Origin of the sequence: Xanthomonas nasturtii (assembly GCF_023337365.3) — a bacterium.
Taxonomy (GTDB): domain Bacteria; phylum Pseudomonadota; class Gammaproteobacteria; order Xanthomonadales; family Xanthomonadaceae; genus Xanthomonas; species Xanthomonas nasturtii.
Map to the genome: position 1 here is coordinate 3,926,283 of NZ_CP142084.2, position 26,657 is coordinate 3,952,939.

Annotated in this window: 21 protein-coding genes; 11 read left to right on the top strand and 10 right to left on the bottom strand. The window is 65.2% G+C overall.

Features of this window, described 5'->3' with window-relative positions; all coding sequences use genetic code 11:
- Positions 1 to 113: 113 nt before the first annotated feature.
- Both ettA and M3O59_RS17075 read left to right on the top strand, forming a co-directional pair.
- Positions 114 to 1,775 (top strand): energy-dependent translational throttle protein EttA, encoded by a 1,662-nt coding sequence (ettA, locus tag M3O59_RS17070; RefSeq protein WP_064633896.1) that lies wholly within the window; start codon positions 114 to 116, stop codon positions 1,773 to 1,775.
- A 190-nt stretch (positions 1,776 to 1,965) separates the two neighbouring features.
- Complete coding sequence (locus M3O59_RS17075; RefSeq protein WP_181920532.1) at positions 1,966 to 2,304, top strand: hypothetical protein; 339 nt, start codon at positions 1,966 to 1,968, stop codon at positions 2,302 to 2,304.
- A gap of 37 nt (positions 2,305 to 2,341) precedes the next feature.
- Here the strand turns inward: M3O59_RS17075 and M3O59_RS17080 are convergent, their stop codons facing one another.
- Positions 2,342 to 3,262 (bottom strand): DMT family transporter, encoded by a 921-nt coding sequence (locus M3O59_RS17080; RefSeq protein WP_249046943.1) that lies wholly within the window; start codon positions 3,260 to 3,262, stop codon positions 2,342 to 2,344.
- A gap of 377 nt (positions 3,263 to 3,639) precedes the next feature.
- Here M3O59_RS17080 and M3O59_RS17085 point away from each other — a divergent pair, with 377 nt between their 5' ends.
- Positions 3,640 to 5,049, top strand: a complete 1,410-nt coding sequence (locus M3O59_RS17085; protein WP_116905725.1) for an aminotransferase-like domain-containing protein — start codon at positions 3,640 to 3,642, stop codon at positions 5,047 to 5,049.
- 193 nt (positions 5,050 to 5,242) lie between these two features.
- Here M3O59_RS17085 and fghA read toward each other — a convergent pair whose 3' ends face one another.
- The 7 genes from fghA to M3O59_RS17120 form a co-directional block, all read right to left on the bottom strand.
- Entirely contained in the window at positions 5,243 to 6,073 is an 831-nt protein-coding gene (gene fghA / locus M3O59_RS17090) for an S-formylglutathione hydrolase (RefSeq protein ID WP_064633905.1), read from the bottom strand.
- A 58-nt stretch (positions 6,074 to 6,131) separates the two neighbouring features.
- A complete protein-coding gene (gene gfa, locus M3O59_RS17095) occupies positions 6,132 to 6,707 on the bottom strand; it encodes an S-(hydroxymethyl)glutathione synthase (RefSeq protein WP_116905726.1) in 576 nt (191 codons plus the stop codon).
- 67 nt (positions 6,708 to 6,774) lie between these two features.
- Positions 6,775 to 7,884 carry an S-(hydroxymethyl)glutathione dehydrogenase/class III alcohol dehydrogenase gene (locus M3O59_RS17100; RefSeq protein WP_116905727.1) on the bottom strand — a complete coding sequence of 370 codons (1,110 nt, stop codon included), beginning with the start codon at positions 7,882 to 7,884 and terminating at the stop codon, positions 6,775 to 6,777.
- A gap of 64 nt (positions 7,885 to 7,948) precedes the next feature.
- The gene (locus M3O59_RS17105; RefSeq protein ID WP_023905100.1) at positions 7,949 to 8,224 is read right to left on the bottom strand and encodes a metal/formaldehyde-sensitive transcriptional repressor; all 276 of its coding nucleotides are present in this window, start codon (positions 8,222 to 8,224) and stop codon (positions 7,949 to 7,951) included.
- Between the two features lie 222 nt (positions 8,225 to 8,446).
- On the bottom strand, positions 8,447 to 12,025 hold the full coding sequence (locus M3O59_RS17110; protein ID WP_116905728.1) for a PAS domain S-box protein: 3,579 nt from the start codon (positions 12,023 to 12,025) through the stop codon (positions 8,447 to 8,449).
- A 722-nt stretch (positions 12,026 to 12,747) separates the two neighbouring features.
- A complete protein-coding gene (locus M3O59_RS17115) occupies positions 12,748 to 13,188 on the bottom strand; it encodes a hypothetical protein (RefSeq protein WP_249054551.1) in 441 nt (146 codons plus the stop codon).
- Between the two features lie 328 nt (positions 13,189 to 13,516).
- Complete coding sequence (locus tag M3O59_RS17120; RefSeq protein ID WP_064633912.1) at positions 13,517 to 14,617, bottom strand: glycosyltransferase; 1,101 nt, start codon at positions 14,615 to 14,617, stop codon at positions 13,517 to 13,519.
- A 137-nt stretch (positions 14,618 to 14,754) separates the two neighbouring features.
- Here M3O59_RS17120 and M3O59_RS17125 point away from each other — a divergent pair, with 137 nt between their 5' ends.
- Together M3O59_RS17125 and M3O59_RS17130 are read left to right on the top strand one after the other, a co-directional pair.
- On the top strand, positions 14,755 to 15,474 hold the full coding sequence (locus tag M3O59_RS17125; RefSeq protein WP_095522403.1) for a response regulator: 720 nt from the start codon (positions 14,755 to 14,757) through the stop codon (positions 15,472 to 15,474).
- Positions 15,471 to 16,961, top strand: a complete 1,491-nt coding sequence (locus M3O59_RS17130; RefSeq protein ID WP_249049484.1) for an ATP-binding protein — start codon at positions 15,471 to 15,473, stop codon at positions 16,959 to 16,961. Before M3O59_RS17125 ends, M3O59_RS17130 begins: the two co-directional genes overlap by 4 nt.
- Before the next feature lie 237 nt (positions 16,962 to 17,198).
- Here M3O59_RS17130 and M3O59_RS17135 read toward each other — a convergent pair whose 3' ends face one another.
- The gene (locus M3O59_RS17135) at positions 17,199 to 18,563 is read right to left on the bottom strand and encodes a glutamate--cysteine ligase (protein ID WP_116905730.1); all 1,365 of its coding nucleotides are present in this window, start codon (positions 18,561 to 18,563) and stop codon (positions 17,199 to 17,201) included.
- Between the two features lie 324 nt (positions 18,564 to 18,887).
- On the bottom strand, positions 18,888 to 19,511 hold the full coding sequence (gene yihA / locus M3O59_RS17140) for a ribosome biogenesis GTP-binding protein YihA/YsxC (RefSeq protein ID WP_064635235.1): 624 nt from the start codon (positions 19,509 to 19,511) through the stop codon (positions 18,888 to 18,890).
- 144 nt (positions 19,512 to 19,655) lie between these two features.
- Here yihA and M3O59_RS17145 point away from each other — a divergent pair, with 144 nt between their 5' ends.
- The 6 genes from M3O59_RS17145 (at position 19,656) to betB (ending at position 26,555) form a co-directional block, all read left to right on the top strand.
- Entirely contained in the window at positions 19,656 to 20,453 is a 798-nt protein-coding gene (locus M3O59_RS17145; RefSeq protein WP_249054553.1) for a c-type cytochrome, read from the top strand.
- A 104-nt stretch (positions 20,454 to 20,557) separates the two neighbouring features.
- Positions 20,558 to 21,208, top strand: a complete 651-nt coding sequence (locus M3O59_RS17150) for a thiol:disulfide interchange protein DsbA/DsbL (protein WP_249054554.1) — start codon at positions 20,558 to 20,560, stop codon at positions 21,206 to 21,208.
- Between the two features lie 91 nt (positions 21,209 to 21,299).
- On the top strand, positions 21,300 to 22,097 hold the full coding sequence (locus M3O59_RS17155) for a thiol:disulfide interchange protein DsbA/DsbL (protein WP_064635229.1): 798 nt from the start codon (positions 21,300 to 21,302) through the stop codon (positions 22,095 to 22,097).
- A 49-nt stretch (positions 22,098 to 22,146) separates the two neighbouring features.
- A complete protein-coding gene (locus M3O59_RS17160) occupies positions 22,147 to 22,911 on the top strand; it encodes an endonuclease/exonuclease/phosphatase family protein (RefSeq protein ID WP_082925911.1) in 765 nt (254 codons plus the stop codon).
- 153 nt (positions 22,912 to 23,064) lie between these two features.
- A complete protein-coding gene (gene betT / locus M3O59_RS17165; protein ID WP_064635225.1) occupies positions 23,065 to 25,044 on the top strand; it encodes a choline BCCT transporter BetT in 1,980 nt (659 codons plus the stop codon).
- A gap of 38 nt (positions 25,045 to 25,082) precedes the next feature.
- On the top strand, positions 25,083 to 26,555 hold the full coding sequence (gene betB / locus M3O59_RS17170) for a betaine-aldehyde dehydrogenase (RefSeq protein WP_116905732.1): 1,473 nt from the start codon (positions 25,083 to 25,085) through the stop codon (positions 26,553 to 26,555).
- Positions 26,556 to 26,657 lie beyond the last annotated feature (102 nt).

Here is a 26,657-nt window from a genome sequence, read left to right on the forward strand (position 1 = left end):
TAGCTCCGGCGTAGTGCGCCGCGGCTCCAGGCAGTTGCCGGTATAATCGGCGCAATCCCTTTTCCGCTGCCTCCGGCCTCGGCCGGCGGGCTGCCTGCGTCCACGGAGCACCCATGTCGCAATACATTTACACCATGAACCGCGTCAGCAAGGTGGTCCCGCCCAAGCGGCAGATCATCAAGGACATCTCGCTGAGCTTCTTTCCGGGCGCCAAGATCGGCCTGCTGGGCCTGAACGGCGCCGGCAAGTCGACGGTGCTGAAGATCATGGCCGGCGTGGACACCGACTTCGAGGGCGAAGCCCGCCCGCAGGCCGGCATCAAGGTCGGCTACCTGGCCCAGGAACCGCAGCTCAACCCCGAGCACACCGTGCGCGAAGCGGTGGAAGAAGGCGTGGGCGACGTGTTGCAGGCGCAGGCCGCGCTGGACGCGGTGTACCTGGCCTATGCCGAGGAAGGCGCCGACTTCGATGCGCTGGCCAAGGAACAGGAGCGCCTGGAGGCGATCCTGGCTGCCGGCGATGCGCACACCCTGGAAAACCAGCTGGACGTAGCCGCCGATGCGCTGCGCCTGCCGCCGTGGGACGCAGTGGTCGGCAAGCTGTCCGGTGGTGAGAAACGCCGCGTGGCGCTGTGCCGCCTGCTGCTGCAGAAGCCGGACATGCTGCTGCTCGACGAACCGACCAACCACCTGGACGCCGAGTCGGTGGAATGGCTGGAGCAGTTTCTGGCGCGCTATACCGGCACCGTGGTGGCAGTGACGCATGATCGCTACTTCCTGGACAACGCCGCCGAGTGGATCCTGGAACTGGACCGCGGCCGCGGCATTCCGTGGAAGGGCAACTACACCGACTGGCTCACCCAGAAGGACGAGCGCCTCAAGCAGGAAGACAACCAGGAAAAGTCACGCCAGAAGGCGATCCAGAAGGAACTGGAATGGTCGCGCCAGAACGCCAAGGGCGGCCGTACCAAGGGCAAGGCGCGTCTGGCCCGCCTGGAAGAGCTGCAGTCGGTCGATTACCAGCGCCGCAACGAAACCAATGAAATCTTCATCCCGCCGGGCGAACGCCTGGGCAACGCGGTGATGGAGTTCAAGAACGTCTCCAAGAAATTCGGCGACCGTTTGCTGATCGACAACCTGTCGATGATCGTGCCGCCGGGCGCCATCGTCGGCATCATCGGCCCCAACGGTGCCGGTAAGTCGACCCTGTTCAAGATGATCACCGGTGCGGAAAAGCCCGATTCCGGCGAGATCGTGGTCGGCCCGACCGTGCAGCTGTCGTACGTGGACCAGAGCCGCGACAAGCTGGAAGGCAACCACAACGTCTTCCAGGAAATTGCTGGCGGCCTGGACATCCTCAACATCAACGGCGTGGAGATCCAGTCGCGCGCCTACATCGGCCGCTTCAACTTCAAGGGGCAGGACCAGCAGAAGATGGTCGGCTCGCTGTCCGGCGGTGAACGCGGTCGTCTGCACATGGCCAAGACCCTGTTGCAGGGCGGCAACGTGCTGCTGCTCGACGAACCGTCCAACGACCTGGACATCGAAACGCTGCGTGCGCTGGAAGATGCCTTGCTGGAATTCCCGGGCAACACCTTCGTGATTTCGCATGACCGCTGGTTCCTGGATCGTATCGCCACGCACATCCTGTCCTTCGAAGGCGATTCGCACGTGGAGTTCTTCCAGGGCAACTACCGCGAGTACGAAGAAGACAAGCGCCGCCGCATGGGCGACGACGCCGGCCCGAAGCGCCTGCGCTTCAAGGCGCTGAAGTAAGAAGGAAGTGGTACGAAAAGGGCGCCGCAAGGCGCCCTTTTTACATAACGTCACCCGGTTTGCCGGCACCAGCATCCAGCTGCCTCTACGAGCCGACACGGTTCCTCCGCACTACACCCTGCCAGCCTGTCGACGAAACGCTCACCTACGCTGCACTAACGTGCCGGCGTCCTCCATCCGAGCCCTGCACATGCCTGTCAGCTACTCGATTAGTCTGCCCGATCCCACGCTTGCCCGCGGTAACGCGCCTTCGGTGAGCTTCACCGCCAATGGCGCCGATGCGTTCGCCGAGCAGTTGCAAGCGGCCCTACGCGACCCGGCCTGGTTCGACCGTTGGCGCCAACTGCAGGCCGACCCGGACCAGGTGGATCCCAGCCTGGGCATCACCGACCCGGCGGCGACGGTTACCGGCAAGCAGCACGACCTGCGCATCGACCTGGTCGCTACCACCAGCATTCCCGGCGATCTCTTCAAACAGCGCATGCAGGCCCTGGCCGGCTCGCACTGGGAAATGCGCGACGTCCGTTGACGCTGCACTGCCACGCGCTCTGCGTGGCAGGCCGCGGTCACGCCGGCGCTGCTGCACGGCGTGGCCATCGCCATTTTAGATTGACCGCCAGCGTGCCGACCACGATCAGCGTCAGGCCCAACCACTGCACCGGTACCAACGCGTGGCCGTAGAGCAGGTAATCCAGCAGCAGCGTGACCAACGGGTAGACGAACGCCAGTACCGCGATCGTGGCCACGTGCAGATGGCGATACGACGAATAGAACAGCACGTACACCACGCCGCTGTGGATCACGCCCAACCCGACCAACCAGACCCAATGCAGCCCCGGATGCAGTGCCGCACTACTGGAAAAGCCGGCCAACAGTAGCGTGCCGACCCAGCATTGCACGGTCACCACAGCCAACGGCCGCTCGCGGCTGATGCGCCGCGACATCAGCAACGATGTACCGCACAGCAAGGCGGCCAGCAGGGTCAGTGCGATGCCGAGCAAATAGCCGCGATCGGCTGCCTGCCACAACCGCGCGGGGTCGGCCGAACACGCCACGCCGATAAAGGCCAGCAGCGTCCAGCCCAGGTCGGTGCGGCGCGTCCGCTCGCCCTGCACGACTGCCGCCAGAATCAGCATCACGAACGGAAACACGTGATAGACCATCGTCGCCACACCGATCGACGAGCGTGCCATGCCGGCGAACAGCGCAACCCAGTTGAGCACCAGCAACACACCGCTGATGGTCGCATCGCGCAGCAAGGCGCGTGCTTGCCACAGCCCGCGCAATTGGCCGCTAAAGACACCGCAGACAGTCAGAAACAATGCACCGAACAGGCAGCGATAGAACACCGCCGTGACCGGGTCCTGCCCGCTTTCGTGCACGAACACACCGACCGAACCGATCAACACTTCGGCCACCAGCAATTGCCAGACGGCACGCCGTGCCATGCCTGCGGGGATGGTCACCGCCGTCGAAAGCGCACTCATGCCGCGCCTCTTTCATACGACGGCAGAAGCTTGGCCCCCGCCTGCACTGCGCCGAAGAACCGCAGCCTGCGCCGGCACGCCAATCGGCTTTCATCGCGCAGGTAACGCACAGCCCGCACACGACACTGCACGAACGCCTGCATGCGCGCATCCAACTCTGCATGCGCGCATGCAGACGGCAAAGCCGCAACACCAGCCGGTGCACCGCAGCCAGCAGCAGATGCATCTGGGCCACCATCAATAAGCACCACGGCCACCTCGCAGAAGAGAACGGAGCGCGCACGCTGCGCGGCACCGTCAGCATGCAGTGCGGGCCACGACCGTTACAGATTCAGATACGCTGCAAATCGACCAATACAGATGGAAGGCACCTGCGCATGCTGCTTTACGAATCGCTGGCCGCACAGCTGCGACAACAGATCGAGCGCGGCACCTTACGCGCTGGAGAGCGCCTGCCATCGATCCGGCAGCTGGCCGCCAATCACGGCATCAGTGCGGCGACTGCGGTGCAGGCGTGTCTGCAGCTCGAACGCGAAGGACGCGTGCAGGCACGCCCGCGCTCCGGCTATTTCGTTCGCAGCACCGCGCCCGGCCTGTCCGCGACGGCCCCGGCGTCGCGGCGGCGCAAGCCGGGCACGGTCGATAACCCGGCCTTGCAACGCGTGCTCGACACCCTGGCCCGCACCGATCTACTGCCGCTGCATACCGCCACCCCTTCGCCGGCGTTCTTACCCACCACGCAGCTGGCGGCAGCGCTGTCGCGTCAGTTGCGTCGCCAACGCAATGCCGCGCTGGACTACGCACCACCACAGGGCCACGCCGCACTGCGCCGACAGATCGCGCAGCGTTATGCGCACTGCGCAACCACTGTGGCTGCAGAAGAAGTGGTGATCACCGCCGGCGCGATGGAAGCCATCAGCCTGGCGCTGCGCACCCTCACCGCACCCGGCGATGTCGTCTTGGTGGAAACCCCCACGTATCACGGCATTTTGCAGGCCGTGGCCGCGTTGCGCCTGAAGGTACTGGAGGTGCCCAACCGCAGCGGCCACGGCATCGATGTCGCCCGCCTGGACACCCTGCTGCAACGCACGCCGGTGCGCGCGGCAGTGCTGGTGCCCAACTTCAACAATCCCAATGGCAGCCTCACCCCCGACAGTGCCAAACGTGCATTGCTCGACAGCTGCGCACGCCATGGAACGGTGGTGATCGAAGACGATATCTACGGCGAACTGGAGTGGTCCGGCCAGCGCCCACGCCCGCTACGCTACTTCGACACCCATGCCAACGTGATCACCTGCGGCTCGTTTTCCAAGGTCCTGGCACCTGGCCTGCGCGTGGGCTGGCTACTCGGCGGCGACTGGACCGACGCGCTGGTGCGCGCCAAATATTTCTCCACCGTCGGCAGCGCCAGCCTGCCGCAATTGGCGCTGGCCGATTACCTGGCGCATCACGATCTGGAACGGCATCTGCGCAAGCTGCGAAGCGCGCTGGCCAACAACGGGCAACGCCTGCGCGATGCGATCGCACGGCACTGGCCGGAGGGCACACGGGTCGGCGACCCGGCGGGAGGGTTATCGCTGTGGCTGCAATTGCCTGATGGCGGAAGTGGCCAGGCATTGTTCGAAGCCGCATTGGCTGAAGGTATCGGCACTTCACCGGGCCATCTGTATTCCAGCCGTGGCGACTACGCAGATCATCTACGCCTGACCTGCGGCCAGCCGTGGAGCGAAACGCTGGAACGCGCGATGCGTCGATTGGGAAAGCTTGCGGCGCAGGTGGTGGCTTAGCTTCGCTGTGGGCATCAACTTTCTAGCAGTGGCAGCGGCGTCAGCGTTAAACGTCGACGTGTAAAGAAAAAATCGCCTCAGCTAGCTTGACGTGAACTTTCAGATGCGCATGGGCGAACCCCTCTCCTGCGGGAGAGGGGTTGGGATGAGGGTACGGAACGAAGCCCTCACACCCTCAACCGCACCGCACCCATCACACACGCAACGCCGCAGCATGGTGCGCGATGTGCTCGCCGATGAAGCTGGCGATGAAGTAATAGCTATGGTCATACCCAGGTTGCATCCGCACGGTGACCGGATAGCCAGCCGCCCTGGCGGCGTCTTCGAATAATGCAGTTTTCAGCTGGTTTTCAAGAAACTCGTCGGCCTCGCCCTGGTCGATCAACACCGGTAAACGTTCCTGCGCTCCGGCGATCAATGCCGTCGCGTCGTAGGCCTTCCACGTTTCACGATCGTCGCCCAGATACTGACCAAAGGCCTTTTCGCCCCACGGCACCTGGCTCGGCGCCACGATCGGTGAAAACGCCGACACGCTGCGATAGCGGCCCGGGTTCTTCAACGCAATGGTCAGGGCGCCATGGCCACCCATCGAGTGGCCGCTGATGGCGCGCACGCCGGTGGTGGCGAAATTGGCTTCGATCAACGCCGGCAATTCGTTCACTACATAGTCGTACATGCGGTAATGCGCGGCCCACGGCTGCTCGGTGGCATCGACGTAGAAACCGGCACCCTTGCCGATATCGTAACCGTCTGCGTCGGCCACATCGTCGCCACGCGGGCTGGTGTCCGGCGCCACCACAATCACGCCATGTTCGGCGGCATAGCGCTGCGCACCGGCCTTGCCGATGAAGTTCTGCTCGGTGCAGGTCAGGCCGCTAAGCCAATACAGCACCGGCAACGGGCCATCGGCAGCCTGCGGCGGCAGATACACGCCCACCGTCATGCTGCAGTTCAAGGTCTGCGACTGATGCCGATAGACATCCTGCCAGCCGCCGAAGCAGGCGCGGTGTTCGATACGTTCCATGAGATTCCTTACGAAGAGAAACCCTGCAGCCGGCTTACCGGCCGCAGGGTTGGACAAATCAATGCAGCAGGCCTTTCTGTCGTGCAACCCGGGTCGACAACGCATCCATCAACCCCGGCGACAGGCAGTCGTACGGGGTCAACCCGAGCTCGTTGAGGCGGGCGCGTATACCGTCCATCTGCTCCGGCGGCGTGCCGGTTTCGATGATGGACGACACGAACGCGGCAAAGCCCGGTGCGGACCAGCCCTGCTGCTTCGACAACTCGGTGTGCACGAAATCCAGACCGTAGACGGCGTGGTCCTTGTTTTCGATGCGGCCATACAGATGCACCCCGCACCCGGTGCATGCGTGGCGCTGGATCGTCGCGCTTTCATCGACGATCTTCAGCTCTTCGGGGTGCGCGGTCACCGTGACCTTGTCGCGTGGCGCCACCGCCACCACCGAAAATTTCGCGCCCGCAGGCTTCCAGCATTTACTGCAACCGCAGGCATGGTTGTGCGCGGCCTGCGCCGCCACGTCCACGGTCACCTTGTCGGTTGCGCAATGGAATTCAAGAGTTCCCCCTTGAAAGCCTTCTGCGCCGCCACGCGTAACACCACCATCTACCGAAGGATGAATCGACACGTTAGTCATTACGCCCCTCCCGGAGTTCGGGTACCACGTGCGCGGAAGCGGCAGCGCGCCGCTCCTGGCCGTACGGTCAGAAATGGATCACGGTGCGGATCGACTTGCCTTCGTGCATCAGGTGGAAGGCTTCGTTGATCTCTTCCAGCGGCATGGTGTGGGTGATGAACGGGTCCAGATCGATCTCGCCCTTCATCGACTGCTCCACCATGCCCGGCAATTGGGTACGTCCCTTGACACCACCAAAGGCCGAGCCGCGCCAGACACGCCCGGTCACCAGCTGGAAGGGACGGGTGCTGATTTCCTGGCCGGCACCGGCCACGCCGATGATGACGCTCTCGCCCCAACCCTTGTGGCAGCACTCCAGCGCCGATCGCATGACATTGACGTTGCCGATGCACTCGAAACTGAAGTCCACGCCGCCATCGGTCAACTCGACGATGACCTCCTGTATCGGCCTGTCGTGGTCCTTCGGGTTGATGCAATCGGTGGCGCCCATGCTGCGTGCCAGATCGAACTTGCCCGGGTTGGTGTCGATGGCCAGGATGCGCCCGGCCTTGGCCTGCACCGCGCCCTGGATCACTGCAAGACCAATGCCGCCCAGGCCGAACACCGCCACGCTTTCGCCCGGCTTGACCTTGGCGGTGTTGTGCACCGCGCCGATACCGGTGGTGACGCCGCAGCCGAGCAGGCAGACCTTTTCCAGCGGCGCCTCCGGGTTCACCACCGCCAGCGAAATCTCCGGTACCACGGTGTATTCGCTGAAAGTGCTGCAACCCATGTAGTGATAGATCGGCTCGCCGTTGTAGGAGAAGCGCGTGGTGCCATCGGGCATCAGCCCCTTGCCCTGGGTGGCGCGCACGGCCTGGCACAGGTTGGTCTTGCCCGACAGACAGAACTTGCACTTGCGGCATTCGGCGGTGTACAGCGGGATCACGTGGTCGCCGACCTTGACGCTGGTCACGCCCTCGCCGACCTGTTCGACGATGCCGCCGCCTTCATGCCCGAGCACCGACGGAAAGATGCCTTCCGGGTCGTCGCCGGACAGCGTGAAGGCATCGGTGTGGCACACGCCGGTGTGGGTGATGCGGACCAGCACTTCGCCAGCTTTTGGCGGTGCAACGTCGATTTCGACGATTTCCAGCGGCTTGCCGGGTCCGAATGCAACTGCTGCACGGGATTTCATTGGAGGACGCTCCTGACGATGGGATTCAAGGACGGGCACGGCATGCGCCGACCCGGAGGGAGTTTCATTTGAGGTAAGACCGGACCAGGCCAAGCAGTTCCTGCACCCGCTCGGCGCGTTGCGCATCGGACGTGGCGGCATGCCCGAAATCTTCGCGGATATGCGCCTCAAGCACCTGCGACATCAGCCCATTCACGGCCCCGCGGATCGCGGCAATCTGCTGCAAGACAGGCGCGCAGTCCGCGCCTGCCTGCAGCGCCCGCTCAAGTGCATCGCACTGCCCGCGCAAACGACGCACACGCGCTAGCGCTCGCTTTTTCTCTTGCGGGGAATGCGGCATGACGGCTCCGGCAACATACTGGGGGGCAGTATATGGATTCGGGCGAAAAAAACCATGGGCGGCGCAACATCGCGCTTGCGCGACGCGTACGCCACCGCTGCTGTTGGCGGCGGCACAAGGCACTGGCGCAGGGCTGCGCGCTCACCGCAACGGTGCTGATACGCGTCCATTAGCCGCACTGCAGCACGCAGATTGCGCAGCGATGCACGCAATCGCGCCGGCCTAGCCTTGGTCGTCGTCCAGACGCATGCTCTCCGAGACCGGCAACTCGATCGTGCAGCGCACGCCATCGGGCTCCAGCACGTAACTGGTGTCGGCCTGCAGCTGATACGGCAGCGCGCGCTCGATCAGTTCGCGGCCGTACCCCGAGCCCTGCGGCGCCAGCCCCGGTGCCGGCATCGCGACGCCGGTTTCGGTCCATTCGATGCGCAACCGCGTTCGCCCCTCGCTGCTCAGCAGCCGCCAACGCACCTTCAAGCGGCCGCCGGGCTGTGCCAGCGCACCGTATTTGTTGGCATTGGTGGCAAGCTCGTGCAAGGCCAGCGCGAAGGTCTGCACGGTGCTGGAGCGCAGCCGCACGCCACGCGGCCCATCCAGCACCACCCGTTCGCCGCGCCCTTGCGCATCGATCGCGTCCATGGCCGAAAGCTCGACATGGATCAACTCGTCGAACACGATGCGATCGCCCTCGTTCAACCGCGACAACAAGCCCTGCACCCGCGCCAACGCATCCAGGCGGTCGTTGTAGACCAACGCCAGTTCGGCGATGGTCTGGCTGCTGCGCTGGGTGCGGTTGAAGACCACGCGCACCACGCCCATCAGATTGCGCGTGCGGTGTTGCAGTTCGGCCAGCAGCACCTGTTGGCGATCTTCCCACTGGCGCCGCCGGGTCACGTCCTGGCCGATCTTGAGATAGCCCAATGGCTCGTCGCCATCATCGCGCAGCGGCCGTGTGGCGCCTTCGATAAAGACCCGGCGGCCGTCCTTGCATTCATGCCAACGGATGTTTGGTGCAACCCCATTGCGGCGCGCCAGTTCCAGCTCGCGTTGCGGGACACCGGCATTGCGATCCTCGGCGACGAAGGTCATCGCCATGTGCCTGCCCACCGCTTCTTCGGCGCTCCAGCCGAACACCGCTTCGGCACCCGGCGGCCAGGTCTGGATGTAGCCGGACGTGTCGGTGGTAAAGATCGCGTAGTCGCGCGCACTTGCCAGGATCAGGCGATGGCGCTCTTCGCTGTCGAGCAGCGCGCCCTGCGCACGTGCACGCTCCAGCGTGGCCCAGGTGCGCTCGGCGGTTTCTTCGGCCAGGCGCACCTCTCCGGGCGTCCAGTCGCGCGCGCTACGCTGATCGACCACCACGGCGGCCGTCAACTGGCCGCCCTTCATCAGCGGCAGCATGATCAAGGCGCCGATAGCGTTGCCAAGATAGGCCGCACGCTGCGCGTCGGACAGCGCCAGATCGGTGGCGGTATCGCGGACCACCCAGGTGCGCGCGTCGCCGAGCCACGGCAGCGGCCAGTCGGTTGGCGCAAACCGGGGCGCATGGCTGGTCTCGCCCGGCCGATGCCAGTGGCGCTCGACCGCACCGTGCTTGGCGCCGGCGTCCATTTCCACGTAATAGGCGCGGCCGGCATTCAAGTGTTCGCCCAGCAAACGCACGGCCCTGGCCTGGATGATCGCCGGATCCGCCAGCGGCCGCAGCGCGTCGGAAAGTTTCAACAGGAATGCGCTGCGTTCCTGCACCTCGCGCAGCGCCGCTTCGGCCAACTTGCGGTCGGTGATGTCGAGTACGAATTCGAAACCGGTGCCGTCGGGCAGCAGTTTGGCGGCGAACAAGGCCCACCGCTTGCGGCCGTCCTTGCACAGGTATTCGCGTTCGTACGGCCTGGTGCTGCCATTGGCCCTGAGTTCGTCGAACGCTTGCGCGGACAACGCCCTGGATGCAGGCGGAGTCAGGCTCTGCCAGGTCAGCGTCCCGGCGTCCACGTCTTCGCGGCGATAGCCGGTCATCTTCACAAACGCATCGTTGGCGTCGGTCAGGCGGCCTTCCATATCGTAATAGGTGGCGCCCACGGTTTCGATCGTCAAGGCGGTGCGGAAGCGCTCTTCGCTGGCACGCAGCTGTTGCTCTGCACGTTTTCTGTCGGTGATGTCGCGAAAGTACACCGACAGGCCGCCATCGCCGGTGGGGTAGATACTGATGTCGACCCAATGCCCGCGCACCGGCGATGCGGCATCCACGCGCACCATCTGCCGCGTGCGCGCGGCCTGCACATGCGCCGCATGCGCCGCCGAGCCAAGCGTGTCGGGAAATTCGTCCCACAGCACCTTGCCAAGCAGGTCTGTGCGTGGACGCCCCCATACTATTTCGGCCTGTCGATTGACATACGTGAAGCGCCACTGCGCATCCACGCCGTAAAACGCATCGGAAATGCTTTCAAGAATCTCGCGGTTACGTTCGGCCAGCCGCCACAGTTCCGATTGCACGCGCCGTTGCTCCGTCACCTCCTGCACGACTGTGAGCCCGCCGATCAGCTTGTCGCCATCGCGTAACGCAACGGCGCTGACGCGTTGCCAGCGCTCGGTGTCGCCATCCAGAAGAAGAAAGTCCACCGGCAGGGTCGCGTCTTCGCCACGCAATGCACGGATGCCTGGATAGTCTTCCTCCGCAACCGGCTTGCCCTGATGATCGAAGCCCTTCCAGCGCCCACCATGCACCGAGTCGCGCGAGGGAATGTGCTCACCGAGCTGATCGTGCAATTGCGTATTTTTGTAGGTGAAGCGACCTTGCAGGTCGAACAGGCCGACGCCGAGCGGCACCTGATCGAGCACGTATGCCAGGCGCGCCTCGCTGGTGCGCAGGCGTTCTTCTGCCTGTCTGCGTGCAGTGATATCGGTCGCCGTGCCCGACCATTCTGCGATACGGCCCTCGGCATCCAGCGCAGGCACCGCCTTGGTTGCGATCCAGGCGATACTGCCATCTGCACGCCGCACCCTGTGCTCGAACACGATTGCACTCTTGCTGCGGATGCCCGCATCGATACTGTGCTGTACCAACTCCCTGTCCTCATCCGGAATGTAATCCATGATCCAGGAGCGATTGGGGTTGGCCGTATCGGCCAGAAAGCCGCTGCCGCTCAGCGCCTGCATTTCGCCCCAGTCCGGACTCATCCGGTAGTGCACTTCGGAACTGGCCAACGACAGTGCCGCCAGCCGCGATTCGCTGGTGCGCAGTGCAAGCTCGGCGCGGTAACGCTCCACATAATCGGCAGCCGTCCACGCCAACAGCTCCAGTAACCGCAACTCATGCGCCGCTGGCCGGTACGGCACGGTGAACTGGGTTCCCAACACACCCAGCAGCACACCGGCACGATTGAATAGCGGAGTGAACTGCGCAGCACGAATGCCGCTGCAGAGCGCGGCATGGTGATCCGGGGTGCCTTGCAGCGGGCCGACATCTTCGATGTCTTCGATCACCAGCTGCCGCCGTTCCCGCCGCAGGATGTCGCAGGTCGCCTGGAAGCCGTCCTTCAGAAACTGCTGCACGAACGGGCTACGCTCGTCGTGACCGCGATAGACACGCAGCTGCATGTCGCTGCTATGCGCATCCACCAATTGGATGCAGCCGCACTCAGCACGCGCGAAGTCGCAGGCCAGCGCGGCAAGGTCGTCCAGCGCCGTCAGCGCATCGGCCTGTGCCGCAAGCCCGACCTGCAGCGCATGCAACCGACGCATGCCGGCCAGTTCCGCACGCAACGCGGCATCGTTTTCTGCAGTGTCGTCAGGCGTCTGATTCATCCTGACCGGATCTTCCCTGCGTAGAGCATTTGCGGTCACTCTCCATCGGCGAGCCGCAACAGTGCCTTCGCGCTAGCTAACAAGGTGTCTGCAGCGAACTCGACACATGCATGGAGCGCGTTAGGAATATCGCGCCGTTCTATGACGTCATGCAGAAGGGCGATACACCTACGACGTGCGCGCGAATGTTCGCCTGATCCGAGAACACCGCGCCGCTTCTTCAGAGCACGCCAGCGCTTTCGAAACACGTTGATTCCCAGCCATTCCTGGATGCAGGGAAAATTGAAGCATCACCGCCAGTGCAACGTAACACTCAATCGCGTGCGGCAGTAACAGCGGCCAACCTTCAGCACTTGGGCTTTACGGCAACGTCCGCTTGCAGGGCGAACGCAATGCGCGACTGATCAATGCTGCTAACAGCCAATAGCCGCGCAGCGAGATGCCGACAAGCAGACGTTGCTCGCTGGCGGGGGCATCAGTGACATGCAAGCTGTTAGCGAAGGAGAGAACACAAACGCACGATGCGCGCCTCGAACCACGCCCAACGCTGCTGCCTTGCGTCCGGCAACGCGTCTGCACCGCGCTGACGAACGCAAGCAGCGAAGCGACCTAACTGTAGGCATCCAAGAATCGTGCAGACGGCACCGCCAGTTTGTCCAGCGAACGCGCGCAAGCGCGCTGCACGCCTGCTAGCGGCCCCTGCAGCAAGCCACCCGTCCATCTCAGCCATGGTGCGGCGACGGCGCGAATCCTGCGTCGTCCAGACATTGCGCCAGCGCTTCGGGCGGCGGACCCGGCGGCCAATCATCAGCGAGCGGCACCGCGATGCGTTGCGCGGTCGCGCAAGCCTGCACTGCAGCGTCGAACTCGCGATCGTGCGGCGGCGGCGGTTGCTCCGGCGCATCAGGCCGGTCGAATGCGTGCCCATCGGCGTGCGCGCCCATCGGCCTAGCATCGCCGGCATGCGGCGGCGGTGCCATGCCCTTGCGCGCCATGCAGCCGTCGAAAATCGCGCGATCCAGTTGCCGATCCGGCGCAGCGTGTTCCGCCCCGGCAGCGTGCGGCCGTGCCAGCGCAATGTCTTGTTCCTGCGCGCAGGCCTGCAGCGCCGCCAACGTGTCCGCATTCGGCGGCGGCCCACGATCCGCGAGGGGCGGCGGCATATCGGGTGCGGCGCCGCAGAGGCCGGCGCAGCCTCCCAGGCTGAGCGCTGCGAGCATTGCGGTGGTAACGGCAGACAGTGGTCGTGTCTGGACCATCGCCAATTTCCCTGGCTGGATGACGGCTTACATGCACCGCACGCAGCTGGCGGACGCGGTCTGCGCTGCGTTCGCCAGGGGAGATTTGCAGCTGGATGTGCTGTGCATTTGCCGTCGCGCGTCGCGTGCCGTCGTGTCGTGGCGCTTGCCAGCACCCACAGCGCCGGGACGGAACATCTAAGTGCTCCGCGATGCGACAGGTGCGGCGAGCACGACGCGAACGCTACAGCCGTCAGTTCTCTACAGCAGCCGGCGCCACGATCACCGCGGGGTCTACCGCATGCTCCGGCAGCGACGCCAGCACCGCGTTGCGAAAGCGTGCGGCAAATGCCGCATCGTTGGCCTGATAGAACGCCCGTGCATTGGCCGACAACTGGTCCAGCTGTGCCTGCGGCAGCGCCAATGCTGTTTCCACCGCCTGCGCAATGCCGTCTGCGTCCACGTAGTAGTACGACGCCAGGCGCCGCTGGCGCACCTCGGCCACGGGAATCAGCACACCATGTTCGGGTCTGACCAGCTCGTTCATCGGCTCGCCATCGGTGGCCAGGGTCACCGCGCCCACGCTCAGCGCTTCCATCAGGTAATGGCCAAACCCTTCTGCCTCCGAGGGGCACAGATGGAACAGATGCGCGTTCTGCATGCGGCGCAGTTCGGCATCGTCCAGATATCCCACGCGGTGGTCGATATTCGGCGCCACCACCGGCTTGCCGGCAGTGCGCGGGTTTTGTACCACCGTCAGCAGTGGCCATTCCGGATGCCGCTGCCAGGTCTCCAGCAATACGCGCGTGCCCTTGGCAGTGCTGCGCCCGGCCAGATGGAAGAACGCGCGCTGACGGAACACGCGCGCATCGTAGCGATCCGGGCTGGTGAAACCGATGAAGCGCGTGGCGCATCCCAGGCTGCGGAAGATGCGCTCGGCATGGTGGGTCTTGCACAGCACCGCATCGAAGCTCGGCAGCAGCGGCAGCCACTTGGGCAGCAACCATTCCGGATTGGGCACCAGCAGGTTGATCTGCCCTAGGGACAGACAGCGCTTGTACACGCGTTCGGAAAAGATCTGTAGCGGCACCCGCCCGAACAGCGCGCGGCTGGCCCACAGGCGCGCCTCGCGCCCGGTATCGTGCAGGCGCTGGCTGGTGAACCCCACTTCCTGCACCGGCACGCCGCCGGCGCGCAGTGTGTCGGCCATCAGCACCATGTCGCGGGTCAGGCCCACACCGTTGTCGCGACTGATCACCCGCATCATCGGAAACGCCTTGTCATGCGCGCCTGCGCCATAGCAGCGGCACAGTGGCGATGCGGTGGATTCCTGCGCGATGTTCCGTTCTGTCATGGTGCTTTACACGTGTGCCAATGGTTGACAAATTCGATCATTATGATGCGTGTTCCAGCCTTGCAATTGCGAGCACCATGTATCCGGCAGCCAACACCCTGCGCGGGCCAACCTCCGCGCGACCGACAATGACTTCCATGGACATGCAACAACCCTGCGTTCTTGTGGTCGACGACGACCCGGACCTGCGCAAGCTGATCGGCGAATTCCTCAGCGCCCACGGCTACCAGGTGGATGTGGCCGAAAACGTGGCGGAGATGCGCAAGGCCATGGCGCTGCGCCGCCCGGACCTCATCGTACTCGACGTGATGATGCCGGGAGAAGACGGGCTGGGCGCCGCACGTGCCCTGGCCAGCGAGCGCGGTTCACCTGCAGTCATCATGCTCAGCGCGCTGGGCAACGATACCGACCGCATCATCGGCCTGGAAGTGGGCGCCGACGATTACCTGGCCAAGCCCTGCAACCCGCGCGAATTGCTGGCCCGGGTGCGCGCCCTGCTGCGGCGCAGCCAGGCCAGCAACGAGCAGGCCGACCAGCGCGGCAATGTATACGAATTCGCCGGCTGGCGGCTGGACGTGGTGCGCCGCGACCTGCGCGACCCCACCGGCATCTTCATCAATCTGTCCGATGGCGAGTTCGCGCTGCTGCGCACCTTCGTCGAACACCCGCAACGCGTGCTCAGCCGCGACCAGTTGCTGGACTACGCCCGCGGCCGCGACACCGATGTGTACGACCGCGCCATCGACAGCCAGATCAGCCGCCTGCGCCGCAAGATCAACGAACGCGTCCATACCGAGTTGATTCGCACCGTACGTAACGAAGGCTACATGCTGCTGCCGGGCGTCTCGCGCTTGTGAGCAAACCGGCACGTCGCGGGCTGTCGATCTTTGCGCGGACCTTTGTGTTGCTTGCGGTGGCGCTGCTCACCGCCCAGGCGGTGGGCATTGCCCTGCTGGTGATGCGCACCCCCGTCTACGAGCCCCCGGTGCATCCGCCGGAAGTGGTGGCGTTGCTGTCCACCCGCATGCCGGCCGGTACCCAGACCTTGAAAGTGCGCGAATCGGCGCAGGCACCACTGCCGCCGACAGGCCAGGTGCGCGACCCGTTCGCCGAAATGCTGCTTGCCCATTGGCTGGACGTGCCCGAACACCACGTGCGCTTCTATCGCAACGCCAACGATCGCGAAGGCCCACTGCAGGGCATGCTGCGGCCACAGCGCTCGCCCGCTGCTGGCGCCGCTGCCAGGGCCGACACGGCAGACGAAGCACAGCATCTGCCGCCGTTTCCGGACGACTGGGCGCATGCGCGCCAGACCGGCGCGCCGTTCGGCAACGGCCTGCGTCCGGACGAGATCCCTGGCGCCTGGGAAAGCGAGCGCCTGACCCCGGGCGTGCCATTGCTGGACGGCTTCACCGCCGCGCTGCAGCAGCCCGACGGCCGCTGGCGCACGGTGGAATCGCCGCGCCGACGCCTCTCGGGCGAGTTCAAGACCCATGTCGTGCTGCTGTTCCTGGCCGGCCTGCTGGCCAACGTACCGCTGGCATGGTGGTTTTCGCGCGCACTGTCGGCGCCGATCAAGCGCTTTGCCGAAGCCGCCGACCGCCTGGGCCGCAATCCCGATGCCGCCGCATTGCAACGCAGCGGCCCGCCGGAGATCGTGCGCGCGGCCGACTCGTTCAACGCGATGCAGGCGCGCCTGAACCGCCTGATCAACGAACGCACGCACATGGTGGCGGCCATCGCGCACGACCTGCGCACGCCGCTGGCACGGCTGTCGTTTCGGCTGGATGGCCTGCAGCCGCCGCTGCGCGACAAGGCGCTGGCCGATATCGACGAAATGAAGGCGATGATTTCCGCCGCATTGGACTTCATCCAGAACGATCGTCATCGCGGCGAACGCGCGCCGCTGGATCTGCGCCTGCTGGTAGAGAGCGTGGTCGACAACGCCACCGATATCGGCGCCGACGCCGAGCTGCTGCCCGGCCCGGAAATCACCCTGGATGGCGACCCGCTGGCATTGCGCCGCGCGGTGATGAACCTGCTCGAAAACGCCTTGAAATACGGCAAATGCGCACGCCTGCAACTACAGCGCGAGGGCGAGGATGGCGTGTTGTGGATCGACGACGACGGCCCCGGCATCGACCCCACCCAACGCGAACAGTTGCTGCTGCCGTTCGTGCGCGGCGAATCCTCGCGCAACCGCGACACCGGCGGCATCGGGTTGGGCTTGTCGGTAGCGCACAGCATCGTGCTGGCGCACGGCGGCGACCTGCGCCTGGACAACCGCGCCCGCGGCGGGCTGCGAGTGACCGTGCGGCTGCCCTGCATGCCGGAGCGGCGCTGAGGTTGCGCTGGAGGACGGCTTATCGCGGCGCATCTAGCCAGCCGCGCCGGGCCGAAGAACCTGTCAGCAAGATGGCATCGCGTGCCGCCGTCCTACATCAGCGGATGCGAATTCGGAGATAGCAGGTGACAGCACGTGCTGCCAGCGATTGGCATCCGAGACGCACAGACCTTGCGCTGCACGAGAACGCCCAACGACTGCTCCCGCCAACGCGCGCTGGCTACTGCAACCGCACGCTCAGTACGCAAACTCGCGGAACACGCGGTCGATATCGCCATTCCAGGCGCCGTGGTACAGCGCCAGCTTGCGCTCGGCCGCGGTGACGCCGCTTTCGGCAATCTCGGCAATCACGTCGAGAAACCCGGTTTCGTCCTGCCCGTCGCGATTCAGGCATGCGCGGCGACGCAGGCCTTCGCGCGCAATGTTGACCGCCTCCACTGCCAGGTCGCGCGCAGTGCCGTTGCGGAACGGCAGGCCCAGTGCGTGCTTGGGCACGCCATCGCGCAGCGCATGCCGCTCGGTGGGGCTGAAATCCTTGACCAGGTCCCAGGCCGCATCCAGCGCGGTCTGGTCGTACAGCAAGCCCACCCAGAACGCCGACAACGCGCATAGGCGATCCCACGGGCCGGCATCGGCGCCGCGCATTTCCAGATATTTCTTCAACCGCACTTCCGGGAATGCGGTGGTCATGTGGTCGGACCAATCGCGCAGCGTCGGCAGCGCGCCCGGCAGCGCCGGCAGCTTGCCCTGCATGAAGTCGCGGAAGCTCTGCCCGCTGGCATCGTGATAGACGCCATCGCGGTAAGAAAAATACATCGGTACGTCGAGCAGATAATCGACGTAACGCTCGTAACTGAAGCCGTCTTCGAACACGAAATCCAGCATGCCGGTGCGGTCGGCGTCGGTGTCGGTCCAGATGTGCGAGCGGTAGCTCAGGTAGCCGTTGGGCTTGCCTTCGGTGAACGGCGAATCGGCGAACAGCGCGGTGGCGATCGGCTGCAACGCCAGCGACACGCGGAACTTCTTCACCATGTCCGCTTCGGTGGCGTAATCCAGGTTGACCTGCACCGTGCAGGTGCGCGTCATCATGTCCAGGCCCAGCGAGCCGACCTTGGGCATGTAGTTTTTCATGATCTGGTAGCGGCCCTTGGGCATCCACGGCATCTGGTCGCGGCGCCACTTGGGCTGGAAGCCCATGCCCAGGAACCCGAGCTGCAACTCGCCGGCCACCTGCGCCACTTCGTCCAGATGGGTGCCGGTTTCCACGCAGGTGTGGTGCAGGGTTTCCACCGCCGCGCCGGAAAGCTCCAGCTGGCCGGCCGGCTCCAGCGTCACCGAGGCGCCGTCGCGCAGCAGCGCGATGGTGTGGCCGTTCTCCTGCACCGGCTCCCAGCCGAAGCGGGTCAACCCGCTCAGCAGGGCCTCGATGCCGCGCGCACCCTCGAACGTGGGCGCGCGCAGGTCGTCGAGCTGGAAGCCGAACTTTTCGTGCTCGGTGCCGATCCGCCAGTCCGCACTCGGCTTCTCGCCGGAGGCCAGCACCTGGACCAGTTCCGCGCGTTCGGTGATCGGCGTTTCGGCAACGTGGCTGGGACTCGACAAGGGCAGGCTCGCAAACGAAAGGGGTGGGACGATGTGGGGATCCTCCCCAGCCACCGCAAGGCCCGCACTATACCCGCAGGGCATGCAAGAATTGCCGCTATCGGCCGGGTCTGAGATTTCCATCCATGCGCACGCCGCAGGATGGGCCGCAGCGCGCATCTCAGCAGTCACCGCTTCCGCCGCCACAGCTGTGCGATCAGGCGTCCGCAACCGGCACACCGGACAACCCGCGGGGCCGTGCCGGCCGGCACAGACGAAGACGGCGAGCACTGGCTCGCCGTCTTGCACCGCATCAAAAGGCCACGGCCATGGGGCCGCCCGGCATCACTCGGCTGCGGGCGTTTCCACATCCAGGCCCAGCCAGCCACCGACGATGCCGCGCAATTCGTCCACGCCCTGGCGCGATTCGCCGGAGTAGGTCTGCACGGTCACGCTGTCGCCGAAGCGCGAGGTCACTTCCTTCTTGACCTTCTGCAGGGTCTGCATCTGCTGGCCACGGCCGAGCTTGTCGGCCTTGGTCAGCAAACCGTGCGCGGGCAGGCCGCGTTCGGCCGCATAACCGAGCATCTGCAGGTCGTAGTCCTTGAGCGGATGGCGGATGTCCATCACCACCACCAGCCCGCGCAGTGCCTCGCGGGTGCGGAAATAGCGGTCGATGAAGGCCTGCCAGTGCGCCTGCAGGTCCTGCGGCACCTTGGCGTAGCCATAGCCGGGCAGGTCCACCAGGTAGCGCTCGGGCTGGATCTGGAAGAACACCAGCTGCTGGGTGCGGCCAGGGGTCTTGGACACGCGCGCCAGCGAATTCTGGCGGGTCAGCGCATTGAGCGCGCTGGATTTTCCGGCGTTGGAGCGGCCGGCGAAGGCCACCTCGAAGCCACCATCGTCAGGCAATTGCCGGGCGTTGTGGGCGGACAGGTGGTAGCGGGCTTGTTCGATAAGGAGCGACATCCCCCTAGGATCGCACGTTCGGGCTCTGCCGGTTTTGCTGCACTGTTCGTTGACCCTGGCGCAAAGGCGTGTCGATAATCGAAGCACGCCTGCCATAGCCAGCACCCAACGCGCGCGGGCCGGGTCCATACGGAGCTTTAGCTGATGCGCCATGCTCGTGTGCTAGTCCTCGCCGCTCTCGCCGTGCCGGTCATCGCGGCCGTGGCGTTTGCGCAGTCGGCGGTCACGCCGATCCCCGATCCGCCGCCGGTGCGCATTGCGCCGCTGGAGGTGGACCTGTCCAAGACCACCTGGGGCGACGCCAAGGCCGGCCAGGCCAAGGCAGCTGCCTGTGCGGCCTGCCACGGACCGGATGGCAATCCGGCGGTGGCGATGTACCCGCGCATCGCCGGGCAGACCGAGCGCTACGTGGCGCATCAGGTCGCGCTGATCGCCAGCGGCGAGCGCAACACCGGCATGTCGGCGGTCATGGTGCCGTTCGTCAAGGATCTCACCGCGCAGGACATGCGCGATCTGGGCGCCTACTTCGCCACCCAGAAATCCGCCGCCGGCGTCGCCGACGACGCGGCGATTGCCGAGGGTCCGTATCAGGGCATGAAGTTCTACGAAGTCGGCGAGAAGCTCTACCGCGGCGGCGACATCGCGCGCGGCGTGCCGGCCTGCATGGCCTGCCACGGGCCCTCCGGCGGCGGCAATCCGGGCCCGGCCTACCCGCGTCTGGGCGGGCAACATGCCGACTACGTAGCGCGGCGCCTGAAGGAATATCAGGCCGGCACCACCCAGGAGCGCAATCCGGCGCTGTTCAATATCATGGCGCAGGTGGCGCATCCGCTGACCGAGCAGGAGATCCAGGCGCTGGCCAGCTACCTGCAAGGCCTGCATGATCGTGACGACGACGCCGCGGCGGCGCAGCCGGTTGCAGGAGCGCCCGCACGCTCGTGAGTTGACAGCCGCCGTTGCCACACCGTTGCCACGCCGTTTCACGACGCCGGTCCTGCGACCGGCGTCGTCGTTTCCCGCTCTCCCCTCGCCCCCACGGAGCCCGCATGAAATTGTTTTCCCGTCTGCCCCTGCTGTTGTTGTTCCTGATGCCGCTGGTGGCCTGTGCCGCCGACAAGACGGCCGCGCCGGTCGAAGGCGAGGACTACACCCTGATCGATGGCGGCCAGCCGTACGCCCCGTTGGCCGGCAAGGTCGAGGTGGCCGAGGTGTTCGGCTACACCTGCCCCCACTGCGCGCATTTCGAACCGGTGCTGGAAGCCTGGGTGGCCAAGCAGCCCTCCTACGTGCGCTTCACCCCGGTGCCGGCGGCCTTTGGCGGCTTCTGGGATGCGTTCGCGCGTGCCTACTTCACTGCCGACATCCTGGGCGTGGCCAAGCGCAGCCATCGCGCCATGTTCGAGGCCATCCACGAAAAGCAGACCGTGCCGACCCAGAACGTCGCCCCGGAGGAACTGGCCGCCTTCTACGCCGGCTATGGCGTGCAGCAGCAGCGCTTCATCGAGACCTACAAGAGCCAGGCGGTCGACGCCAGGCTCGATGCCGCGCGCGAGTTCGCGCTGCGCAGCAAGATTCCCGGCACGCCGGCCATCATCGTCAACGGCCGCTACCTGATCGGCGCGCGCAATTACCCGGACATGCTGCGCGTGGCCGACTACCTGATCGCCCGCGAACACGCGGCGCCTGCCAAGCGCTGAACCGCGTAACCGCCACCGACGGCCGCCCGTGGCATCATGCGCCCCGCGGCCGTCCGGCCCTTTCCTTGCCCCACGCTGGAGATCCAATCCGATGAAGACCCGCTTCGCCCTGACGCTGATGGCGCTGTTGCCGATCCTGGTCGCCTGCAAGGCGCAGGACGGTTCGTCCGACACTGCACCTGCCGACACCGCCACCGCTCCTGCCGCCGCTGCCCCGGCTGCAGACCCGGCCGCCCCGCCGGCGGTTGGCGAAAGCGCCACCACCCCGCCGCCGGCCGCGCCCAGCGCCGCCCCGCGTGCGCCGAATGGCCCGGAGCCGGTCGCCGGCACCGACTATGTCGACATCCAGGCTGGCCAGCCGTACCAGCAGGCCGCCGGCAAGATCGAAGTGGCCGAAGTGTTCGGCTATGTCTGCCCTGCCTGCAATGCGTTCCAGCCGCTGATCGGGCCGTGGAAGGCCGGCCTGCCGTCGGACGTGCATTTCGTCTACGTGCCGGCGATGTTCGGCGGCCCGTGGGATGACTATGCGCGTGCCTTCTTTGCCGCAGAGACGCTGGGCGTGCAGGAAAAGACCCACGAGGCGCTGTACAAGGCCATCCACGTCGACCAGACCCTCAAGGGCGAGCGCGGCAAGGATTCGGTGCAGGACATCGCCGGGTTCTACGCCAAGTACGGCGTGGACCAGAAGACCTTCATCGACACCATGAGCAGCTTCGGCGTTTCGGCCAAGACCAACCGCGCCAAGCAGTTCGCCACCCGCAGCCAGATCACCGGCACGCCGTCGCTGATCGTCAACGGCAAGTACCTGGTCAAGGGCAAGAGCTTCCCGGACATGCTGCGCATCGCCGATCACCTGATCGCGCGCGAACGCGCCACGCTGGCCAAGTGAGCCGAGCGACCGCCACATCGTGAACGCTTCGGACTCGCGCACCCTGCGGGTGCTGACCGCCAATATCCAGGCCGGCTCCAGCACCCGCCGCTACAGCGACTATGTCACGCGCAGCTGGTCGCACGCGCTGCCGCTGGGCAGCAAGCGCACCAGCCTGGACAGCATCGCCAAGCTGGCCGGCGAACGCGACATCGTCGGCCTGCAGGAGGCCGACCCGGGAAGCCTGCGTTCGGGCTTCACCAACCAGACCCACTATCTGGCCGAGCGTGCCGGTTTCGATTACTGGAGCCACCAACCCAACCGCCGCATGGGCGGGGTGGCCTCCAGTGCGAACGGTTTGCTGAGCAAGCTGGAACCGGTGGAAGTGCAGGACCACGCCCTGCCCGGCCGCATCGGCGGGCGCGGCATCCTGCTGGCCAAATTCGGCGAGGGCCGCGACGGCCTGGCCGTCGCGGTGGCGCATCTGTCGCTGGGCGCCAACTCGCGCATGGCGCAGCTGGCCTTCATCGCCGAACTGTTGTCCGACCATCCCAACGCAATGCTGATGGGCGACTTCAATTGCATGGCCGACCGACCGGAAATGCAGGCGCTGTATCGCCACACCCGTCTGCAGCCGCCAAGTTGCGAAGTGCACACGTTTCCCAGCTGGCGCCCCGACCGCGCGATCGACCACATTCTGGTCAGCGACAGTCTGGTGATCGAACATACCGAAGCGATTCCTGCCGCGTTCTCCGATCATCTTGCGGTGGGGATGGATATCCGCGTGCCAACGCAGTTACTGCGTAAAGAACAGCTGACAAAACAACTGCGCTAGCTTCGTTGGCCCCTCTGAAACCACGCAAAGTGGCTACGGGTTCGCACTGGCGGACTCGACCGATGACACCCCCTCGACACCGCCTGTGCGATAACGCAGGCGGTTTTTCGTTGGGAGCACAGCACGTGATACGCATCGTATGAGTGCATTGCCATGAGTGCCACAGCGCCACACACACAGCCGGTCCGCACCCTGCGCCCGGTGTTCGTGCTGGCAGCCACGGTGGTCTGCACATTCGCCTTGCTGGTGTCGTTTTTTCCGCTTGAATCGGGCCGCGTGCTGCTGGATGCGCAGACCTGGGCCTCGCGCAATGTGGGTTGGTACTACCTGCTGGCGATGACGGTGTACCTGGTGTTCGTGCTGGGCGTGGCCTTGTCCAGCTACGGCAACATCAAACTCGGCGCCGATCACGACGAACCGGAATTCAGCTACCTGTCCTGGGCCGGCATGCTGTTCGCTGCGGGCATCAGTATCACGCTGTTCTTTTTCTGCGTCTCCGAACCGCTCACCCATTCTCTGCAACCACCGCAAGGCGGCACCGGCAGTGGCGAGGCTTCCGCACGGCAGGCGATGCAGTTGCTGTTCCTGCACTGGGGCTTGCATGGCTGGGGCGTGTTCGCACTCGCCGCCATGGCGCTGGCGTATTTCGCCTTCCGCCACAACTTGCCGCTGGCATTGCGTTCGGCGCTGTATCCGCTAATTGGCAAGCGCATCAACGGGCCGATCGGCTACACCGTGGATGCGCTGGGCATCGTGGCCACCGTGTTCGGCCTGGGCGCGGACATGGGCTTTGGCGTGCTGCATCTCAACGCCGGTCTGAGCACCCTGATGGATGTGCCGCATACGCACTGGGTGCAGGTGGCGCTGATCGTGGCGATGATGGGCGCAGCGATCGTGGTGGCGGTGTCCGGCGTGGAAAAAGGCGTGCGCTGGATGTCGGACATCAACATGCTGCTGGCCATCGCGCTGTTGCTGTTCATGCTGTTTGCCGGCCCCACGCAGTATTTGCTCAATGCGTTGATACAGAACCTGGGCGACTACCTGGGCAGCGTGGTCAACAAGAGTTTCGACGTGTACGCCTACGGTGGCCGTGCCGACTGGCTGGGCAACTGGACGGTGTTCTATTGGGCGTGGTGGATCGGTTGGGCACCGTTCGTGGGGCTGTTCATCGCACGCATTTCGCGCGGCCGCACCATTCGCGAATTCGTGCTGGGCGTGCTGCTGATACCACTCGGTTTCACGCTGGCATGGCTGTCGATCTTCGGCAACAGCGCGCTGGACCAACTGCTGCATCACGGCCAGGGCGCGCTGGCGCAACAGGCCATCGATGCACCTGAGACGGTGCTGTATTCGCTGCTGCAGAGCTACCCGTGGAGCCGCGCGGTGATTACGATCACCGTGGCGATCAGCTTCGTGTTCTTTGTGACCTCGGCCGATTCCGGCACGGTGGTGTTGTCTACGCTCTCCTCGCACGGCGGCGAACCGCACGACGATGGTCCGCGCTGGCTACGCGTGTTCTGGGGCGTGCTCACTGCCGTGGTCACTGCAGGGTTGTTGCTGGCCGGCAGCATGGATGCACTGAAATCGGCAGTGGTGCTGGCATCGCTGCCATTTTCTGCGGTGCTGTTGCTGATGGCTTGGGGCTTGTCGCGTGCACTCAGCGAAGAATCGCAGCGCAAACGCGCACAGCTCTACAGCCCCAGCCCGTTGATCGGGCAATCGCGCCACCACCGCGGCTGGCGTCAGCGCCTGGGCCAGGCAATGCACTTCCCGGCGCGCGATGAGGTGTATCGCTTCATGCACGACCAGGTGCGTCCCGCCATCGAAGCAGTCGCCACGCAATTGCAGGAAGAAGGCTGGAAGGTCAGCAGCCGCATCGACGATGGCGACATGGAAATCAGCGTCGACCACGGCGAGCAACAAGGCTTCCGCTATCAGGTGGTGATGCGCGGTTATCTCACCCCTTCGTTCGCTGCGCAGCGGCTGCGCAACCACCGTTATTACCGCGCCGAGGTGTACCTGTACGAAGGCAGCCAGGACTACGACCTGGTCGGCTACAGCCACGAACAGATCATCAACGACATCATCGATCAATACGAGCGTCACCTGCAGTTTCTGCACCTCACCCGCTGAGTGCGTCGCTGCGGCGACCGTCCCACAGGAGGTTTGTCATGCCACGTTTTCCCGACCAGCTGCTGTACATCGGCGGCCGTTATGTTCCCGCCCGCGGCGGCCACACCTTCGAAGTGGTCAACCCGGCCACCGGTGAAGTGCTGGCCAACGTGCACAACGCCGGCGCCGACGATCTGGATGCCGCCGTCGACAGCGCAAAGGCCGGCCAGCAACAGTGGGCGGCGCTGACCACGGTGGAGCGTTCGCGCATCCTGCTGCGCGCGGTGGCATTGCTGCGCGAGCGCAACGATGCGCTGGCCGAACTGGAAACGCTCAATACCGGCAAACCGTTGAGCGAAACCCGCAGCGTCGATGTCGTCACCGGTGCCGATGTGCTGGAGTATTACGCCGGCGTTGCGCAGGCACTGCAGGGCGTGCAGGTGCCGTTGCGCGAAGGCAGCTTTTTCTACACGCGCCATGAACCGTTGGGCGTGGTCGGTGCGATCGGCGCATGGAATTACCCCATCCAGATTGCACTGTGGAAAGCCGCGCCGGCGCTGGCCGCCGGTAATGCGATGATCTTCAAGCCCAGCGAAGTCACCCCACTTACTGCGCTGAAGTTGGCCGAAATCTTCACCGAGGCCGGCTTGCCCGATGGCGTGTTCAACGTATTGCCGGGCGATGGCGCCAGCGTGGGCACCGCGCTGACCGAGCATCCGGAAATCGAGAAGATCAGCTTCACCGGCGGCACCGCCACCGGCCGCAAGGTGATGGCCAGCGCATCGAGTTCGTCGTTGAAGGAGGTGACCATGGAGCTGGGCGGCAAGTCGCCCTTGATCGTCTGTGCCGATGCCGACCTGGATCTGGCCGCCGACATCGCCATGATGGCCAACTTCTACAGCTCCGGACAGGTGTGCACCAACGGCACGCGCGTGTTCGTGCCGCGCGCGTTGCGCAACGCCTTCGAAGCGCGATTGCTGGCGCGTGTGCAACGCATCCACATCGGCGACCCGCTCGATACGCGTACCACCTTCGGCCCGATGGTCAGCGCAGCGCACATGCAGCGGGTGCTGGAACATATCGAGCAGGGCAAGGCCGAAGGCGCGCGCCTGCTCTGCGGTGGCGAGCGTCTGCGCGATGGCGCGCTGGCGCAGGGTTGCTACGTGGCACCCACCATCTTCAGCGACTGCACCGATGTGATGACCATCGTGCGCGAAGAGATCTTCGGGCCAGTGTTGAGCCTGCTCACCTATGACGACGAGGACGAAGCGGTCACGCGCGCCAATGCCACCACCTATGGCCTGGCTGCCGGCGTTGTCACCCCGGATCTGGCGCGCGCGCACCGGCTGATCCATCGCCTGGAGGCTGGCATCTGCTGGATCAACACCTGGGGCGAATCGCCCGCGCCGATGCCGGTGGGCGGCTACAAGCAATCCGGCGTCGGGCGCGAGAACGGTTTGGCCACGCTGCAGGCCTACACACGTACCAAGTCTGTCCAGGTCGAACTGGAACGTTACGCCTCGGTGTTCTGAGTTGCGGGCAAGCCTTCGCGCACAGGCCACCCCGGGTGGAGCACGCGTTGGCAAAGACGCAGCGTGCATCGCCACGCTGCGGAGTGGGCGCCAGCGCATTGC